This is a genomic window from Acinetobacter sp. SW-226, assembly GCF_055632855.1.
The window spans coordinates 388,980-406,733 of record NZ_CM145752.1 but is presented as its reverse complement, the minus strand read 5'-3'; the positions used below and the strand labels follow the sequence as shown (position 1 = coordinate 406,733).

The following is a 17,754-nucleotide window of genomic DNA, read 5'->3' as shown; positions in this document are numbered from 1 at the left end:
GACTCATTCACATGAAATCGCAATATCTAATGCAGGGGTTGCCGCCATGAAATATGCAACAAAGTTTGTACTGCAACCTAATTGGAGGCTTTTTTTGATCGATTTAGGCATCCGACCTGAAGATGTAGTTCGACAAGCTGCCCTGCCATTAGATGCGTTTAACCGTGAAAAAATGGAACTCACACCACAACATTATTTTCAATTTTGGGAAGCTGTTGAGCATATTGCAAATATTGAGCATTTACCGCTTAAAATCGGGCAAATGCTCTCAGTAGAACTTTTCGATCCCGCCATTTTTGCGTGTATATGCAGCCCCAATTTAAGCGTTGCTTTGGAACGCATAGCGCTGTTTAAAAAATTGATTGGTCCTATTCATCTAAATACAGCGACCGATGCTCAGCAAATGCGCTTAGACATTGAGTTCTATCAAGTCGGCGCAGCCATTCCCCAAAGTCTGATACTGACAGAATTGGTCTTTTTTACGCAGTTGGCACGATTATGCCTGCGTAGCCATATTATACCACTAGCAATCACTTTACCTGAGCTCCCCGAACAACTCGCGCCCTATCGAGACTACTTTGGTGTCACCCCAAAGAAAGGCTCAAAAATTTCGATCAGTTTTTCACACGTAGACTGCACCAAACCCTTCTTGACAGCAAACCCAACCATGTGGGCATTTTTTGAGCCCAATCTCAGACAAAATCTGCTGAATTTAAACAATGCGGTGCAAACCCAAGAAAAAGTAAAAACAATTTTACTAGAAAATTTACCTGCTGGATTTAGCCGAATTGAGGATGTCGCAGAAAAACTGGCGCTCAGTAAGCGTAGCTTACAACGACTTTTAGAGGAAGAGCAGACCAACTTCCAAAGCATTTTGGATAACACGCGCCAAGCTCTAGCCGAACACTATCTCACCTGCTCCTCAATTAGCCCTAGTGAGGTCTCTTATCTACTCGGTTTTCAAGAAGTGAACTCTTTTGCTCGCGCCTTTAAAAAATGGACAGGCGAAACTCCCTATGCTTTTCGACATCGCTATTCATAATCAAATAATAAAAAGACCTCTTGATGAATTAATACCTCACGCCTTGTCACCATTGAACACTAAAGAAAATCTACGTAATCAGTTGAAGAAACGCTAAATGAAACATCAATTCCATATAATGTTTCATAGAAATATAAAACATTCCTATAGGCGCAATAATAAACATCCCAAAAGAGCAAACTAAGATATTAAAAATGTTAAAGAATTCACCATCACATCAAAAACTTTCCTATACGCCTGAAAATATTTTATCCTTTTAGCATAAAGATGTATTTACATTACATCTTTAAAGGTATATTTTTAATACATCTTATAAATGATAGCCAAGAGAGATCAACCATGACTCCGCAGCAAATTGACCTTGTAAAAGCAACTGTTCCTGTCCTCCGTGAAAACGGTGTCGCGCTCACAGGTTATTTTTATAACCGCATGTTAGGTAATAACCCTGCTTTAAAAGAAACCTTTAATATGGGTCACCAACGCAGCGGTGCTCAAGCTCAAGCTTTGGCTGGCGCAGTGTTAGCTTATGCCGAAAACATTGAAGATCCTTCTGTATTGCTTCCAGTGGTTGAGCTGATTGCACATAAACATGTGAGCTTGAATATTCAAGCTCCTGATTACAATATTGTTGGGGAAAATCTGCTACATTCCATCAGCGAAGTTTTAAGTATTTCAATGGAAGACCCTTTAATTGGTGCGTGGGCTGCTGCTTATGGTCAGTTGGCTGACTTATTCATTAGCACCGAAAAAGCAATTTATGAACAGCATCAACAAACCAAAGGAAGTTGGTTAGGCTGGCGCAACTTTAAAATCGCGAAAAAAGTGGTTGAAAGTGAAGAAATCACGTCTTTCTATCTTGCCCCTGTAGACGGTGGTGATTTACCACAATATGAAGCGGGTCAGTACATTTCAGTACGTGTATTTGTTGAAGAACTTGGCCTAAAACAACCACGCCAATACACCCTTTCAACGAGTCCTCAAGCAGATTATTTACGCATCTCAGTTAAACGTGAAGATGAAAAAGGCGACTTGGTTGCAGGCTGGGTTTCAAATACTCTACATGGTCTGGACGTTGGTGCCGAAATTGAAGTCTCTGCACCAACAGGTAACTTCTACCTGATTGATCCAAACAAACGTAATGTCTTTATTAGTGGTGGTGTGGGTCTCACCCCAATGGTGGCAATGCTGAATCAATTGGTGACTTTAGATATGCCTGAGCCTGTAACCTTCATTCATGCATGTCGTAGTAAACAAGTGCATGCCATGAAACAGCACATTCATGACTTAAAAGCGAAGTACCCTCGCCTAAGTACCTTTACTGCTTACGAGTTTCCACATCAAAGTGATATTTTAGGTCAAGACTTTGATGCGAAAGGTCGTCTTGATTTGAGTACCATTGATAGTGCGATTCTACCAACGCAAGCAGATTATTATTTATGTGGTCCAATGCCATTTATGGCTGAGCAACAAAAAGCTCTGATTGCCCGTGGTGTTCCTGCCGAAAATATCCACAGTGAAGCTTTTGGTACAGGTGGTGTTCATCACTAACTGATGCCATCGGCATAAAATAGAGTGGGTTAGTCAGGTTATGCTAGACTAGCCCTTTGTTTTTTGCGTATCGACGATTAATACCCTCATGCAGCTCAATAAATTTACAGATTATGCTTTGCGAATTCTGATGTATGTCTCTCAGCCGAAAGCGCTGCCACATACCATTGCAGAACTGGCTCAAGCACTTCAAGTGTCTGAAAATCACTTGATGAAAATCGTGCATTTTATGGCAAAGCAGCAATGGATTATTACCGCACGCGGTCGTGGTGGTGGGATTCGACTCAACCCAGAAACCCTACATTTAAGACTAGGGCAGATTGTGCGGGTTTTACAAGCCGATCAAAACATAGTTGAATGCAATACCCCGCCCTGTGTACTCCGCTCTAACTGTGGTCTGAAAGGTATTTTAGATAATGCCTTAGATGAGTTTTACAACAGCTTAGACCAATACACCCTAGCTGATGTGCTTGGTACCCCTTCGCAGAATAAGTTTGCAACACACTCCCCGATTAGCTTGATCAATCTTGTAGACTGAAGTCTTTTCTCGACAAGATTGCCGACTTTATGTTGCAAAGGTCGATTGCCTGCCCGACTTCTATTATAATGGCTGATTGTAGATCATAAATTGAAGTTGAGTTATGCACCACAGCCGAGGAAAATCCAAAAACAGTAAGATTGCTGCTGCCCCAAAGCAAAAAATTAGCTATGAAAAAAAGGTAGATTCTGCAGTTACTGAATATGCTGTGCGCGCTCTCAACTGGCTGCGTAAAGCAGAGTTTTTAATGAGTGCCCCGAAGCTCAACCTGTGTGTTGAAGATACAGGTTATGAAATTGCCTTTGCAGGTCGTTCAAATGCAGGTAAGTCTAGTGCTATCAATGCCTTAACCAACCAAAAGCAATTAGCTCGTGCCTCGAAAAGACCAGGTCGTACGCAGATGATTAACTTTTTCAGTCTAGGTAATCCTGACCAACGTCTGGTCGACTTACCTGGCTATGGTTATGCAGCTGTGCCTGAAGCGATGAAAATCGTATGGCAAAAAGAGTTAGAAAACTACCTAATTCAACGTAAAAGCTTACAAGGTTTAGTCTTGTTGATGGATATTCGTCATCCGCTACAGCACTTTGACGTGATGATGTTGGAATGGGCTTATTCGCGTAAATTGTTTGTGCATGTACTACTCACCAAGTCCGACAAACTCAACCGTGGCCCTGCCTCTAAAGCATTACAAGAAGTTAAAGCCCAATTGAAAAAGATGAAACTTGATTTCTCGATTCAATTGTTCTCTTCCCTCAACAAACAAGGCCTAGAAGAACTGGCGAGTGTGATGGGCGGACGACTCAATTTTACGTTAGACCAAGCCCAACACTTTGACTTAAGCAGCATTCCAGATGCGACAGCCGATGAGCTGGATGCAGACGAATTCGATGAAGATACTGAAGTAGCTATGGATATTGACGCTGAAGATCGTATTGAAACCAAAGGCGATGTTGAAACCAAACCACAGTCTGAGGCTTAAGTTTTAAACGCCATTCAATAAAAGCATCATCTATTGCTGTATCTGTGTCCCCTATTGCTAATCACAATCGGGGACTTTTTTTTATACTGAATTTATTCAACTCGTGAAAAAGTTCAACACATATAAAAATAGGTCAGCATATGAAATTATGGTCTCGATTGAAAAAAAACAAAATTCGCTCCTCGATTGCCTACACCATTAAGCCCCGCAAAGTTAAATTTGAATGGCAAGACAGCCCGATTGATTGGATTCCCAACCAACCTTTTGCCAGCTATTTCATCAATGAAATTAATATGATCCTACCCGCAGGTGAGTTCTGGTTCTGCCGCCTCTACAACAAAGTCTTACCGCAAATTAGCGATGAAAAGCTGAAGCAAGATGTACAAGCCTTTATCCGCCAAGAAGCCATGCATGCGCAAGCACACAACTCAGCCAATAAAGAGTATCTCAGCCAAAGAAAGATTGATGTCTCCCGTAATCTAGAGTTGATGGATTTCTTATTTGGAAAATTACTGGCCGATAAACCCCTTGATCTAACTGTACCCAAAGCACTTGAACACCAGTGGGATTTGTTTCGACTTGGCATTATTGCAACGGTGGAACACATGACCTGTGTCCTTGGAAAATATGCACTGTATAACACTGAATGGGAGAAAATGGGTGCAGACCCTTCCATGCTGGACTTAGTGAAATGGCACGGCGCAGAAGAAATTGAACACCGTACCGTCGCATTTGATTTGTACCGACATTTAGGCGGTGGCTATATTGCACGTTATTATTTGAGTCTCGTCGTGATTGCTGCCGTTCTGGGTTTATGGGTCGATGGTGCAGCCCATATTATGAAACAAGATGACCGCTTTAAGTCGATTCAACCCAGTCTGTTTAAACCTTGGATTTGGCGTGAATGGTTCTCTATTTCCAAGCGGAATCATCAAGTACTACCAAGCCCGCTCTGGTTAGTGTCACAACAGTTCGGCTATTTGGTGCCATGGTATGACCCTGTACACGAAGCCAAAACAGAAGATGCGATTACCTACTTAGACCAATCCCCTGCGGCAAAACGTGCCATGCTCAAAGTCGCTTAAATCCAAAATAAAAAAAGCAGCTCAATCGGCTGCTTTTTTATTCTAGAGCAAGACTTAAGATGAATTTGATAAATTCGGTAAAGGTGCATCCAGATCTTGGGTATGTCGATCGACCACCACACTAATCATCATGTCGCCTTGTACATTGACCACGGTACGCACAGTATCCAGTAAGCGATCAATCGGCAATAAAATCGCAATCGCTTCCGCAGGAAGCCCGACAGACTGCAAGACCATAATCATGGTGACCATACCTGCACTCGGAATCCCGGGAGCTCCTAAAGAAGCAATCATCGCGGTCAGACACACCACCAACTGTTGACTCAAGGTCAAATCGAGTCCCATCAAGTTGGCAATAAACAAAGCTGCCGCCGCCTCATACAGTGCAGTACCATCCATATTGAGCTGCGTCCCCAATGGAATCACAAAGCCCGCCGTTTGCGGACGTACACCGAGATTTTCTTGCGCACATTTCAGTGATAAAGGCATAGTCGCCGAGCTTGAACTGGTGGCAAAAGCAGTAATTAAGGCCACACGCGTGCCTTTAAAAAAGGTGATCGGATTCATCTTGCCAAAAATCCACAGCAATAGTGGCAAAACCACCAGACCATGAAAAATGGTGGTGCCCGTTACCACAGCCGCAAACTCAGCCAAACGGCTCAATACCGAAATGTCTTCAGTGGCAATCAATTTGGCGAGTAAGGCAAAAATTCCCAGTGGTGCCAGTTTCATCACCCACCCAATCATCAGCATCATGATGTCAAAGAACTGTTGACTCAGCTTACGCACGGTACGGAATTGCTCTCCACCTTTAACCAGTGCCACACCTATGAACAACGCAAAAACCACCACCGCCAAAACATTGCCTTCGGCAAAAGCTTTAAACGGGTTAATCAACGTATTTTGAATAAAGTTGGTGAAGAACGAAGATGGAGTGAGGGTATCTGGAGTTTGATGATTCGCGATGGCATCTTGGAACATGGCAATATCGACACCTTTGCCGACTTCAAATAAATGCGCGCAGCTTAAACCCAATATCAAGGCCAATGTCGTGGTAGTGACACAGCATGCCACCGTAATTTTCCAAACACGGGAGAGCTGTCCGCCCGCCTGTAAGTTGGATACCCCCACCACAATTGAGCTAAAAATGAGGGGAATCAGAAGCATTTTTAATAAACCGATAAAAATACTACTGACCACTCCAATTCCATACAAACTCATTTCTAAAAAAGCGGTTTCAGGAAATAGATTTAAAACAAACCCGAAGATGACCCCAAAGATCGCTGCAATTAGAATTTGCGTATTTAAGCTCATAGCTTCATGCTTTTCAAAGATTTCTTTGGGAAACTATGCCATGTGAATCGGCTAGAATCGAGGATTTTTTTGTCACAAGTACTGCACATTTCTCTATATGCCTCTGCTCAAAAGGCGAGACCATGACAATTCAAGCTCAACTCTAACCACCTTTCAGTCATAAAAAAAGCTGAGTCATATCACTCAGCTTTTTCTATACTCAGGCTTTATTGGGCTTCGATTTCACGGAGCCGAATCAAACCTTCTTGCGTAGTACTACACACCAGCTCACCATTTTGCCACATCCGACCAAAGTTTAAACCACGTGAACTGGCACTCACTGTGGCGTCCATGTCATATAGCATAAACTCATCTACGCGAAAGGGTTTATGGAAATACATAGCATGGTCGATACTCGCACACTGCAAACTTGGAGACAAATAGCTTAAACCATGTGGACGCAGTGCCGTAGTCATTAAGGTAAAGTCTGAATAGAATGCCGCAATCGCTTGATGTAACGAAACCTCATCCACCTCAATTGCAATGCGGTCATGCGTACGAATATAGTGTGCATAGACAGGCGCTTCTGGCTGCGGTTGATATGGGTTTTGTGGATTGATGGGACGAATCTCCACATGCCGATCTCGCATAAAACTTGCACGTACATTTTCAGGCACAAATTCTACCATCATCTTTTTCAGTTCAGCCTCAGACTTTAGCGACTCTGGTGCTGGGTATTCAGGTTCGCTAATTTGATAGTTCAGCCCTTCTTCATTGTCAGCAAAAGACACCATACACATAAAGATAGTTTTACCATGTTGAATGGCACGCACTTGACGGCTGACGAAACTACGCCCATCACGAATCCGATCGACTTCATAGATAATCGGTGCGTTTACGTCACCACCAAATAAAAAGTACGCATGTAAAGAGTGTGCAGGACGATCTGTGGTATATGATGCTGCACGCAGTGCCTGACCTAAGACTTGCCCACCAAAAACACGCTTCCCAACCAAATTACGGCTTTGTCCACGAAAGATGTTTTCCTCAATTTTTTCGAGGCTCAGTAATTCAACCAACTCTTGGGTTAAAGCATTCATAAACAACCTACTTAATGGTGAGATACCCAATATTTCTGTAAAGTAATAGGTATCATATATAGAGTATAAAACCTATTTTGCCATAAATTCTGACTAAAACCCTAGAGATTGCTTGACTGAGATGTCACAACTTTTTTTCGTTATTTTTGACTAAAAATACGATTTTTAACGATAAAATTCACCATATAAAACAAATTTGTCAGGAAATGACATACGGTTTATGTTTACAATTACGCAAAATAAATACCCCTTCAGGCAAACTGCGGGAATGGTCATTTAAGCAGGAGTGTATATGTCCAAAAGTGGCTTTGGTCAAATGTATAGAAAGCTTTCAAGTAAGCTTCTTGACCTAATCGTAACCCCACATGTATTGGGTGAGGTTCCAACAGAACCGACAGCAAACGATGCTGACTCAGCAGCTTCAGACCATCCCAAAAAAATTGTCTGTTATGTACTCCAAAACCACTCTCGCAGTAATGCGCTGTTGGTGGATGGTGAAACACGTCGCTTAAAGCTTTCCCCTGCACTAGACCCTTTAGTCTTGGGTACACATCAAGAAAAAGCATCAATCGTGTTTCTACAACATAACGATGAAAATAATTTACTTAACGCTCTATCCCACACCTTTCCACCACGTCTTTTACGTTTGGTTGAAGCTTTAGAAAAACAACCCGACTTAGACGTAGAGCTGGTGCCTGTGACGGTACTGTGGGGGCGTTCACCAGATAAAGAAGACTCTTGGTTTAAATTGTTATTTACTGACACTTGGGCGACACCAAGTACAGTGAAACAGCTGATGAATATCGGTTTACATGGTCGCCAGTCATTTTTAGAGTTCCATGAAAGTCAGTCTTTACGTGCTTTAATTGACTTTGCAAAAACCACCTATCCGAACTTATCGCCTGCAACGTATATTCTAAACACCCTAAATAATCAGCTCGATGCACACCGTGAAGCAGTACTCGGCCCTGACCTTTCAGACCGCCGCAACGTGATGCATTCATTGATTAAAGCTAATGATGTACAAGATGCCATTCGTCGTGAAAGTATCCGCGGCAAAATTAGCATGTTGGATGCAGAGCGTCGTGCCATTGGTTATGTCAATGAAATCGTATCGGACTATTCACATTCCACCATCCGTTTTGCTGAAATGGCGCTAGCACGTTTATGGACGCAGCTCTATGACGGGGTTGAAGTCCATAACTTCAATACGGTTCGTGAGTTGGCAAAAGATTATGAAATTGTGTATACCCCATGTCACCGTAGCCATATCGACTATTTACTGCTGTCTTATGTGGTGTATAACCGTGGTTTGATGGTGCCTTATATTGCCGCAGGCGATAACCTGAATATGCCATTTGTTGGGCAAATTTTACGTGGTGGCGGTGCATTCTTTATTCGCCGTACCTTCCGCGGTAACGCGCTCTATACTTCGGTCTTTAAAGAATACCTATACAGTATTTTGTCGCGTAACACGCCTTTAGAATACTTCATCGAAGGTGGTCGTTCACGTACAGGTCGTCTGCTACCACCAAAGACAGGCATGTTGGCGATGACGGTGCACAGTCACTTGCGTGGTCGTGCCAAACCGATTGTCTTTGTTCCGACCTATATCGGTTATGAACGCTTGATGGAAGGTGCAACCTACGTCGGTGAGATGAACGGTAAACCGAAAGAAGCAGAGTCTGTCTTTGGAATTCTGCAAACTTTACGCAAAATTGAACGTATTTTCGGTAAAGTCCATCTCAACTTTGGCGAACCAGTCTTCTTAGATGACATGCTGAAAAAGCATGGCGCTGAGAATGTACACATTGCTAAAAATGATGATCCGATTCCGCAAGAAGTCTCTGATGCTGTGAATAGTTCTGCACATGCGATTTTAGAAAATATTAACCGTGCCGCTGTGGTGAACCCTGTTTCATTACTGTCTTTGGTTCTGTTGGCTACTGAGAAGCATACGCTTGATGAAGAAATCTGTATCAAACAGCTTGATACCTATCGCAAGTTGTTAACCACACTTCCTTATGATGAGCGCCTCTTGGTCACGCCATTATCAGGTAAAGAAATCATTGCTTATGGTTTAAAGCTGAAACTGATCAAACGCGTCAATCACGTACTGGGCGACATCATTGCGATTGCGGACAATCAAGCGGTACTGCTGACCTACTTCCGTAATAACATTTTGCATGCCTTTGTATTGCCATCACTCGTTGCCGCTTTGGTTGAACACAATGGAACCATTGGCCGTGGTGATTTAATCAATGTGATTCGCACGCTCTATCCATTTTTAAAAGCAGAACTGTTTTTAAAATGGGAAGATGCTGAGCTCAAAGACCAAATTTGTGCCTATGTAGATGGTTTGATTCAAGCCAAGCTGATTTCTGAAGATGCCGAAGGTCACTTGATTTCCCCTGCTCCAAACAGCGAAGACCATAACCAATTGGTAGTTTTGGCAGCGCCAGTCATGCAGAGTCTTGAGCGTTACTACATGACGCTTGCGCTGATTACACAGCGCGGTTCTGGGAACATTTCAGCACGTCAGGTTGAAGAGCTCAGTCATTTGGTGGGTCAACGTCTGTCTGTCTTATATGAGTTCAATTCACCTGAATTCTTTGATAAAGCCCTGTTCCAGAGCTTTATTAAAGTGCTCACGCAACAAGGTTATATCAGCACTAACTCGGACAACGCGATTGTGTTTGATGAGAACTTCCAAAACGTTGCGCAATATGCCAACTTAGTGTTAGATGATGTCACGCTACAAATGTTGCAACACATCACCACTTTCAGCGATGAAGAGCTAAAAGACACGCTAGACAAAGTCGCTGCTGAACAAGCGAAGAAACGTTTGAAACGTAAGAAGAAGTAACTTCTTTTTAAAAGCATAGGTATCTACAAAAGGTAGGTGCCTATACTGTAAGTCTATGAATAAAAATTAAGTTCTATTGCGTATAAGCGCCATTATGTTAAATGGGCGTAGCCTATATGTATTCTCAACATAAAATTACTCTAGGCATTATTTTCTTAAGTCAATTGCTTTTTTTATTGCTATGCCCATAAAAGCTATAGTTAATAAAATCATGAACCATACATTTTCACCTATATCATCTCCTCTTAATGAAAGTAGTCCTATAGCTAAGAGAGGAGAAGTTATGGCTAATAATGTTGCTCTTATAAGTTGCATCTTTTTATCATCTTTTGCTACATCTGGTTTTCGACTTTTAATCCAAAATTCACTAATACAAATTAAACTTACAGATATTATTAGAAACCACATATATCATCCCCCCATTTTTAAATTATCTAAAATCAACATCATACAAATTATTAAAATTTTCTTATAAGTATCAGAATCTTAATTAAATCCACTCTAAGGTTCAGCACACTAGAACGGATTTGTCATGATTCTTCACGTTCCACAGCCATTTTTCATTAGTCAAAGTTAAAAATTATTTTGACTCACGCTCTTCTAACAATGCCAAATAATCATCAATACAATGTGGATGCCGTAATCCAAAATTCATCAGCTGCATCCGCGTAGCATAAATTTGCTTGCCTGAAGGCACATCACTTTCTAACACCAAAGTTGGTAGCCCTAACTGCTGTTGAAACCATTGAATGATTTCATGTAAAGGTAGCGGTTGGTTATTGCTACAAATGTAAGACTTTTCAGTATGTTCCACGTGAAGCAAATGCGCTAGAAAAGCAGCCAAATCCTCAATATGAATTCGGTTCGACCAATGCAGTTTTGGATAAGACTTTGTAGTTTCTGCAAGTTTAATCATACGACTAACTGAGGTTCCATAAATTCCTGTTGGACGCACAATCACACATTCAGATGGATAAGCCTGTTGCCATGCTGCCTCCATGTTTAATAGTACCTGCCCTTGCACATCGCTCGGTTGGGGACAAGTGTCATCATCAACTCGCTCGCCCGCACTTTCACCATATACACGCGAGGAAGAAACCACGATCACTTTTTTTAAAGGATGGCTTTTTAAGGCATGTAGCATGGGTGCAATCGAGTCTACAAAAGTTCGCTGATACGCCTCCACCGTACTGCCCTCAGGCGAGAGTAAGACATACACAGCATCAACCGGTACGACTTGGGACAGATCCAACTGATGAATATCTTGAGTTAAATGCTCAGCCCAATCATCGGATTTCGGACTTCGGCTAATTGTGGTAATTTGGTGGCCTTGCTGAAATAACTGTTTAGCAACACGCTGAGATGTTTTACCATAACCTATAAATAAAATATGCATTTAGCACCAAATCACAGACAAAGTTGAGGGGACATGGCTGCAGTCCATCAGTTGCAGGGGGTCGGATCTGCCTCTGCTGCACTACTTGAAAAGTTGAATCTCTTCACTACAGATGATCTGTTGTTTCATCTGCCACGAGACTATGAAGATCGTAGCACGATCATCCCCATGAACCAATTGACGGTTGGGCGTAGCTACTTACTCGAAGGCACGATTCAAGGTGTGGACTTTCCGCCGGGTAAACGAAAATCAATGGCGATTGGACTGCAAGACGACTTTGGCAAAGTGACTTTACGCTTTTACCATATTTATAAAGGCTTAACGGACCGCGCAAAGATCGGTAATCGTCTGCGTATTTTTGGTGAAGTCCGCGTGGGCGCGCGTGGCTTGGAAATGTATCATCCTGAAATTCAACTCATTACAGAGCATACGCCACTTCCACAAACTCAACTGACTGCGATTTATCCCAGTACAGAAGGGCTGACTCAACCGAAGTTTCGTGAATACATCAAACAGGCTCTCGCCAAGCACAGTGATGATTTACCTGAACTACTGCCCGCAAAATTTACCAATGGCTATGCCCTTAAACAGGCATTGGACTACATCCACCACCCTCCTGTAGATGCCAATATGCTGCAACTGAGCCAAGGCTCACATCCTGCCCAGCAACGTTTGATTTTTGAAGAGTTGGTTGCGCATCAGGTCAGTCTATTAAGCCGTCGTGCCTATATCCAACAGATTGAAGCCCCACGTATTTCTGCCAGTCGTCAGTTTGCCAAACAACTGCTCAGTAGCCTGCCTTTTGAAATGACCAATGCACAAAAGCGCGTCTCCAAAGAAATTGTACACGACTTAAAACTCAATAAACCGATGTTACGTTTGGTTCAAGGCGATGTCGGTGCAGGCAAAACCTTGGTCGCAGGCGTCGCAGCCTGTCATGCCTTAGAAGAAGGTTGGCAAGTGGCGTTAATGGCACCGACTGAAATTTTGGCGGAACAACATTATCTCAATTTTAAAAAATGGTTTGAGCCTTTGGGACTCAGTGTATCTTGGCTTTCAGGTAAACAAAAAGGCAAAGCCCGTGCCACAGCCGAACAAGCCATTGTTGACGGCACGGCGCATCTGGTGGTGGGTACGCATGCCTTGTTTCAAGACAATGTCCGCTTTGCCAAACTCGGGCTGGTGATTATTGATGAGCAGCACCGCTTCGGGGTCGATCAGCGCTTAGCCCTGCGTAATAAAGGTGCGCAGAATATGACCCCACATCAATTGGTCATGACCGCAACGCCGATTCCACGAACTTTAGCCATGTCCGCCTATGGAGACTTAGATACGTCCGTGATTGATGAACTTCCACCCGGACGAACGCCGATTCAAACCGTGACCATTCCACTCGACCGCCGTGAAGAAGTCCTGCAACGTATTGCCAGTAACTGTCTAGAAGGAAAACAAGCTTACTGGGTCTGCACCTTGGTTGAAGAGTCTGAAACCTTAGATGCCCAAGCCGCTGAAGCGACCTATTTAGAAATTAAAGAACGCTTCCCCGAGCTCAACATTGGCCTCGTACATGGCAAAATGAAAGCCGATGAAAAACAAGCCGTGATGCAACAGTTTAAAGCCAATCAATTACAACTGTTGATTGCTACGACAGTGATTGAAGTGGGGGTCGATGTACCAAATGCCTCGATCATGGTGATTGAAAATGCGGAACGTTTAGGACTGTCTCAATTGCACCAATTACGTGGCCGTGTCGGTCGAGGTGCCAAAGCCAGTTTTTGTGCACTATTGTATAAAAACCCGCTATCTCAAAATGGGCAAGAACGCCTACGCATCATGCGTGAAACCAATGATGGCTTTTTAATTGCCGAAAAAGATTTGGAAATTCGTGGCCCGGGTGAATTACTCGGCACCAAACAAACCGGGGATATGGGCTTTCGTGTAGCCAAACTAGAACGCGATGATCATTTGCTCAATCAAGCCCACTTTGTCGCAGCTCAGATTTTAAAAGACTATCCTAGAAATGCCGAAGCCTTACTGAAACGCTGGCTGCCTGAAGCACCACGCTATGCCTATGTTTAGGCATTTACTGCACACCGCCAAACAGTTTTTACACAAAACACAGCCTTGTCAGTTGTGTGGCATTGTACGTGCAGATCTGCACTCGGTCTGTCTGGACTGCTGGCAACAGCTTCCTCTGCATCCACAAACCATTGAAAAGCAAGCGCTGAGTATTCATGTCGCAGGACAGTATCAATATCCTTTAGATCATTTGATTCAGCAGTTCAAATATGAACAACAACTGCATTGGCAACCTTTACTTTCAGGCATTCTTCAGCAAATTCGCTTACCTAAAGTGCAAGCAATTGTTCCGATGCCGATTTCGAGCCAACGTTTAGCGGAACGTGGCTATAACCAATCAATGATCCTCGCCAAAGACTTAGCCAAGCAGCTAAATGTTCCCATTTGGCAACCTGTGATTCGGCTGCATCAACATTCGCAAAAAGGACTCAGTCGACTAGAACGCTTAGATCACATTCAGCAGCAATTTAAAATTGATCCACAGCAACGCCAATATGCAAAACGTTACCGACGTGTTTTGATTTTGGATGATGTCGTGACCACAGGCAGCTCCATTCAGGCCCTGACTTTACAACTTGAACAATTAGGTTGTCATAAAGTCAGCGCCGCGTGTATTGCCTACGCACTGGAATAGTTAAACGACTTCAATCAGCAAATGTTCCCGCACCCAAGGGATGACCACCTCTGTGGTTAACGGTGCAAGTGCAGTTTGTTGATCATCCAAGTTCAGCCACTTCATTTCCGCAATTTCAGCCGCAATCTGTGGCGCTTGCTGAAGCTGAACATGGTAAACGTAGCTGACCAATTTAAAATCAGGCTCGTTAGCTGTGGCTGTTTCAAAACGACCGACAAACTGTTTAATAATCGCATCTGTGCCTATTTCTTCCTGAATCTCACGCAGCATGGTTTGCTCAGGTGCTTCATTTGGCTCAAGCTTACCGCCAACTTGCATAAAACACGTGGTGTTTTGCTTGCGCACCAATAAAAGCTGCTGTTGTGCATTTACAATAATGGCTGCAGCAACCGTAATCACCTTCATGCTTTGACATCCAACAACTCAGGATCAACCATGCCCCACTTCGGTTCAGGTGCTTGGAATTGATCCATTTGCTTTAAAATTGTTTTCACTGAGTCCGATACAATCAGGCTGTCGGTAAAACGTGTATGGGTAAAACCTTTGCTGGTTGTCATTTTTAGAAACTTGATTAAATCATCATAAAAGCCATTTACATTCAAAAAGGCATTTGGCTTGAGGTGAATGCCGAGTTGAGCCCATGTCCATTGTTCAAAGATTTCTTCTAAAGTCCCAGCACCGCCTGGCATTGCAATAAATCCATCCGACAAGGCTGACATTTTCAGTTTACGCTCTTGCATATCTTTGACGACATATAACTCGGTGAGGCCTTGATGTGCCAATTCACGATCCACCAGCACGTGTGGAATCACACCAATCACTTGACCACCCGCTTCTAAAGCACTGTCAGCCACGATACCCATTAAACCTGAGCGACCCCCACCATAGACCAAGGTTTTGCCTTGTTCAGCGATGGTGTGTCCAACCTGACGAGCTGTTTCTGAAAAGATTTGATCTGAACCTAATGCGGAACCACAAAAGATCGCAATTGAATTTGTCATTTTTTACTCTGATATTTAATTGTCATGCAACTTCACTAAAATGAATGGATATTTTTTAGCAATTTAACCATTCGATCAGTGTTTTTATTGCAATCCTTGTCTAAAATACACCCATCCACCTCAACCATTACTGCGCAAAGGAGAAAGACGGCATGCTTGAAGCCTTTTACGCCACAGAGCGCGGTAGCTTAGAAGACATCACCATTAATGGCGATTTCGATCTTCAGCCCGATTTGGTCTGGCTTGACCTCATTGCTCCCTCACAAGAAGAACAACAGTGGATTTTAGATGCATATGAACAAAATTTACCTACGTTAAAATCACTCGAAGACATTTCATCTTCAGCTCGATTCTACCGTGATGATGATGGTATTTTGCATATCAGTACGTATTTTTTAACGAAAAATAAAAATTACCAAGTCGATGGCGAAACTGAAGAAAGCAACGGAGCGCTTGCCACGGTACAAACCGTGGCTTTCATTTTGCATAAAGAACGACTCTTCACTCTTCGTGGTGAAAAATTAGTCGCATTTCGGGCTTTTCGTGCGCGTGCACGTCGCAATGACTACGAAATCGACTATAAGGATCCAACGTGGATCTTACTCGGTTTACTCGAGGCGAAGCTGGACGAGCTTGCGGATATCTTAGAAGATATCCACAAGGACTTGGAAAAGTATTCCACAGAAGTGCTGAATAACCGACACCGTGAGATGATTCTCGACTTGGATGACATGATTACGCGTCTGGCCCACTTGGAAGATATGCTTGGAAAAGCACAGCTGTGTTTGATTGACTTACGTCGTGTACTGACTTTTTTATCACGTCCACGTGCTTTAGGCAGTCATATTTATGATGCGGATATTCGAGAGCTCAGCGAAGACGTCCGCTCACTGGTTGAACACGATGCCTTCTTGTTCCAAAAAGTACGATTCTTGCTCGATACCACCTCAGGCTTCATTAACACCGAGCAGAATGACACAATCCGTCGCTTCTCCATCTTACCGAGTATGCTCGCTCCACCGATGCTGATTGCCAGTATTTATGGGATGAACACCGATGTATTGCCTTTTGCAAGAGGAACGACCAGTTTTGTGATTGTCAGCTTAATTTTGGTGGCTTTCTTGATTGGCCCACTGATTTACTTCCGCTGGAAAAAATGGATTTGAGTACACCTTAAGACACTGCTTTTCCTCATAGATTTAAGAAATGCAATAAATAAAAAAAGCACCTCACGGTGCTTTTTTTATTTAAGGGATTAACTTGAGGTCATCCTGTAAATGACAGGCTTGAATGATTTTCATCATTTTTTCAGGCACCGCTTTAAAATGTAAACTGTGCGCATTTGGTGTTTGACGCACCCAACGTACTAAAACCGCCAGTGCCAATGTACTGCCATGCTCAAGCTGGGCCAAATTCACCACCACAGGATAAGACTGTGACTGCATCACCTTCAAACCTTGCTGATAGTAACTTTCAGCATTGTCATAGGTAATCTGACCTGAAAGCTGCATTTCCTGATTGCTAAAGTTAATCACCTTTCACCTACTTATTTTTTCTTTTCAACCGCGGCTTCTGCATCAGGTTGGAAGTTTGCAATCGCTTTATCTAGGTCGCCACCATTACGTTTAACCGTTGCCGCGAACTGATTACGGAACTGTAAACCAAGGTCGATACCCGACACATTAATATTACGGATTTTCCATTGGTTGCCTTTATCCGCTAACTGGAAAGACACTGGGATTTTTTCGCCTTTGTTATTAAAGTCGATCGTCACCACAGGGTTCTTGCTGTTCGTTTCTTTATACGGACGGATGGTATATGTCTGATTACTAAACTTCGCGAATGCAGTACCGTAGTTCTCGATCAAAGTTTCACGAAAGTTATTTTCAAACTTCGCACGCTGTGCAGCAGTACTGTATTGATTGGTCGCATAAGTCCCCATCACGATACGTGAAAACGCTTGTGAATCGACATACGGATCTAGATTTTGACGAACAATCGTTTTCACAGCAGCTGGGTTGTTTTGTAGCTTGGCATGATCTGCTTTTAAACGCGCAATCAGGCCATCTGCCACTTTTTTAACAAAAGCAGGTGGTGCTTCACTTGGCGCTGCAAAAGCAGTACCTGCAAGCAAGGTTGATAAAATGCTAGCTGTTAGTGTTTGTTTCAATAAAGTATTCACTACAATTG

Annotated in this window: 17 protein-coding genes; 9 read left to right on the top strand and 8 right to left on the bottom strand. The window is 43.0% G+C overall.

The annotated features are described in order from the left end of the window. Positions 1-94 precede the first annotated feature (94 nt). From ACZ8ZH_RS01885 to ACZ8ZH_RS01865, 5 genes are all read left to right on the top strand, one after another. Complete coding sequence (locus ACZ8ZH_RS01885) at positions 95-1,042, top strand: AraC family transcriptional regulator (RefSeq protein WP_228146986.1); 948 nt, start codon at positions 95-97, stop codon at positions 1,040-1,042. Between the two features lie 339 nt (positions 1,043-1,381). After that, on the top strand, positions 1,382-2,590 hold the full coding sequence (gene hmpA / locus ACZ8ZH_RS01880; RefSeq protein WP_086208960.1) for an NO-inducible flavohemoprotein: 1,209 nt from the start codon (positions 1,382-1,384) through the stop codon (positions 2,588-2,590). Between the two features lie 88 nt (positions 2,591-2,678). Beyond that, positions 2,679-3,128, top strand: a complete 450-nt coding sequence (locus ACZ8ZH_RS01875; RefSeq protein WP_086208961.1) for an RrF2 family transcriptional regulator — start codon at positions 2,679-2,681, stop codon at positions 3,126-3,128. Between the two features lie 103 nt (positions 3,129-3,231). Beyond that, positions 3,232-4,110 carry a ribosome biogenesis GTP-binding protein YihA/YsxC gene (gene yihA, locus ACZ8ZH_RS01870; RefSeq protein ID WP_119064786.1) on the top strand — a complete coding sequence of 293 codons (879 nt, stop codon included), beginning with the start codon at positions 3,232-3,234 and terminating at the stop codon, positions 4,108-4,110. Between the two features lie 140 nt (positions 4,111-4,250). Next, complete coding sequence (locus ACZ8ZH_RS01865; protein ID WP_119064784.1) at positions 4,251-5,195, top strand: metal-dependent hydrolase; 945 nt, start codon at positions 4,251-4,253, stop codon at positions 5,193-5,195. A gap of 54 nt (positions 5,196-5,249) precedes the next feature. Here the strand turns inward: ACZ8ZH_RS01865 and ACZ8ZH_RS01860 are convergent, their stop codons facing one another. Continuing rightward, positions 5,250-6,509 (bottom strand): dicarboxylate/amino acid:cation symporter, encoded by a 1,260-nt coding sequence (locus ACZ8ZH_RS01860; RefSeq protein WP_119064782.1) that lies wholly within the window; start codon positions 6,507-6,509, stop codon positions 5,250-5,252. A gap of 206 nt (positions 6,510-6,715) precedes the next feature. After that, on the bottom strand, positions 6,716-7,588 hold the full coding sequence (locus tag ACZ8ZH_RS01855) for an acyl-CoA thioesterase (RefSeq protein ID WP_119064780.1): 873 nt from the start codon (positions 7,586-7,588) through the stop codon (positions 6,716-6,718). A gap of 292 nt (positions 7,589-7,880) precedes the next feature. Between ACZ8ZH_RS01855 and plsB the strand changes: the two genes are divergently transcribed. After that, positions 7,881-10,454, top strand: a complete 2,574-nt coding sequence (gene plsB, locus ACZ8ZH_RS01850; protein WP_470247834.1) for a glycerol-3-phosphate 1-O-acyltransferase PlsB — start codon at positions 7,881-7,883, stop codon at positions 10,452-10,454. A gap of 147 nt (positions 10,455-10,601) precedes the next feature. On the opposite strand, the gene ACZ8ZH_RS01845 is transcribed toward plsB, so the two are convergent. Continuing rightward, positions 10,602-10,862, bottom strand: a complete 261-nt coding sequence (locus ACZ8ZH_RS01845; RefSeq protein ID WP_119064778.1) for a hypothetical protein — start codon at positions 10,860-10,862, stop codon at positions 10,602-10,604. A 172-nt stretch (positions 10,863-11,034) separates the two neighbouring features. Next, a complete protein-coding gene (locus ACZ8ZH_RS01840; protein ID WP_119064776.1) occupies positions 11,035-11,850 on the bottom strand; it encodes an NAD-dependent epimerase/dehydratase family protein in 816 nt (271 codons plus the stop codon). 33 nt (positions 11,851-11,883) lie between these two features. Here ACZ8ZH_RS01840 and recG point away from each other — a divergent pair, with 33 nt between their 5' ends. Both recG and ACZ8ZH_RS01830 read left to right on the top strand, forming a co-directional pair. Continuing rightward, a complete protein-coding gene (recG, locus tag ACZ8ZH_RS01835) occupies positions 11,884-13,929 on the top strand; it encodes an ATP-dependent DNA helicase RecG (protein WP_119064774.1) in 2,046 nt (681 codons plus the stop codon). Further along, positions 13,916-14,563 carry a ComF family protein gene (locus tag ACZ8ZH_RS01830; RefSeq protein WP_119064772.1) on the top strand — a complete coding sequence of 216 codons (648 nt, stop codon included), beginning with the start codon at positions 13,916-13,918 and terminating at the stop codon, positions 14,561-14,563. The genes recG and ACZ8ZH_RS01830 overlap by 14 nt, the downstream gene beginning before the upstream one ends. Here ACZ8ZH_RS01830 and ACZ8ZH_RS01825 read toward each other — a convergent pair whose 3' ends face one another. Together ACZ8ZH_RS01825 and ACZ8ZH_RS01820 are read right to left on the bottom strand one after the other, a co-directional pair. Continuing rightward, positions 14,564-14,968 (bottom strand): NUDIX hydrolase, encoded by a 405-nt coding sequence (locus tag ACZ8ZH_RS01825; protein ID WP_086208971.1) that lies wholly within the window; start codon positions 14,966-14,968, stop codon positions 14,564-14,566. After that, a complete protein-coding gene (locus ACZ8ZH_RS01820; RefSeq protein WP_087527366.1) occupies positions 14,965-15,564 on the bottom strand; it encodes an LOG family protein in 600 nt (199 codons plus the stop codon). Before ACZ8ZH_RS01820 ends, ACZ8ZH_RS01825 begins: the two co-directional genes overlap by 4 nt. A gap of 152 nt (positions 15,565-15,716) precedes the next feature. Between ACZ8ZH_RS01820 and ACZ8ZH_RS01815 the strand changes: the two genes are divergently transcribed. After that, complete coding sequence (locus ACZ8ZH_RS01815) at positions 15,717-16,730, top strand: CorA family divalent cation transporter (protein ID WP_086208973.1); 1,014 nt, start codon at positions 15,717-15,719, stop codon at positions 16,728-16,730. Positions 16,731-16,811: 81 nt separating this feature from the next. On the opposite strand, the gene ACZ8ZH_RS01810 is transcribed toward ACZ8ZH_RS01815, so the two are convergent. Together ACZ8ZH_RS01810 and ACZ8ZH_RS01805 are read right to left on the bottom strand one after the other, a co-directional pair. Beyond that, positions 16,812-17,099: an STAS domain-containing protein gene (locus ACZ8ZH_RS01810; RefSeq protein WP_086208974.1), complete on the bottom strand. Its 288-nt coding sequence runs from the start codon at positions 17,097-17,099 to the stop codon at positions 16,812-16,814. Positions 17,100-17,110: 11 nt separating this feature from the next. Next, positions 17,111-17,746, bottom strand: a complete 636-nt coding sequence (locus tag ACZ8ZH_RS01805) for an MlaC/ttg2D family ABC transporter substrate-binding protein (RefSeq protein ID WP_086208975.1) — start codon at positions 17,744-17,746, stop codon at positions 17,111-17,113. Positions 17,747-17,754 lie beyond the last annotated feature (8 nt).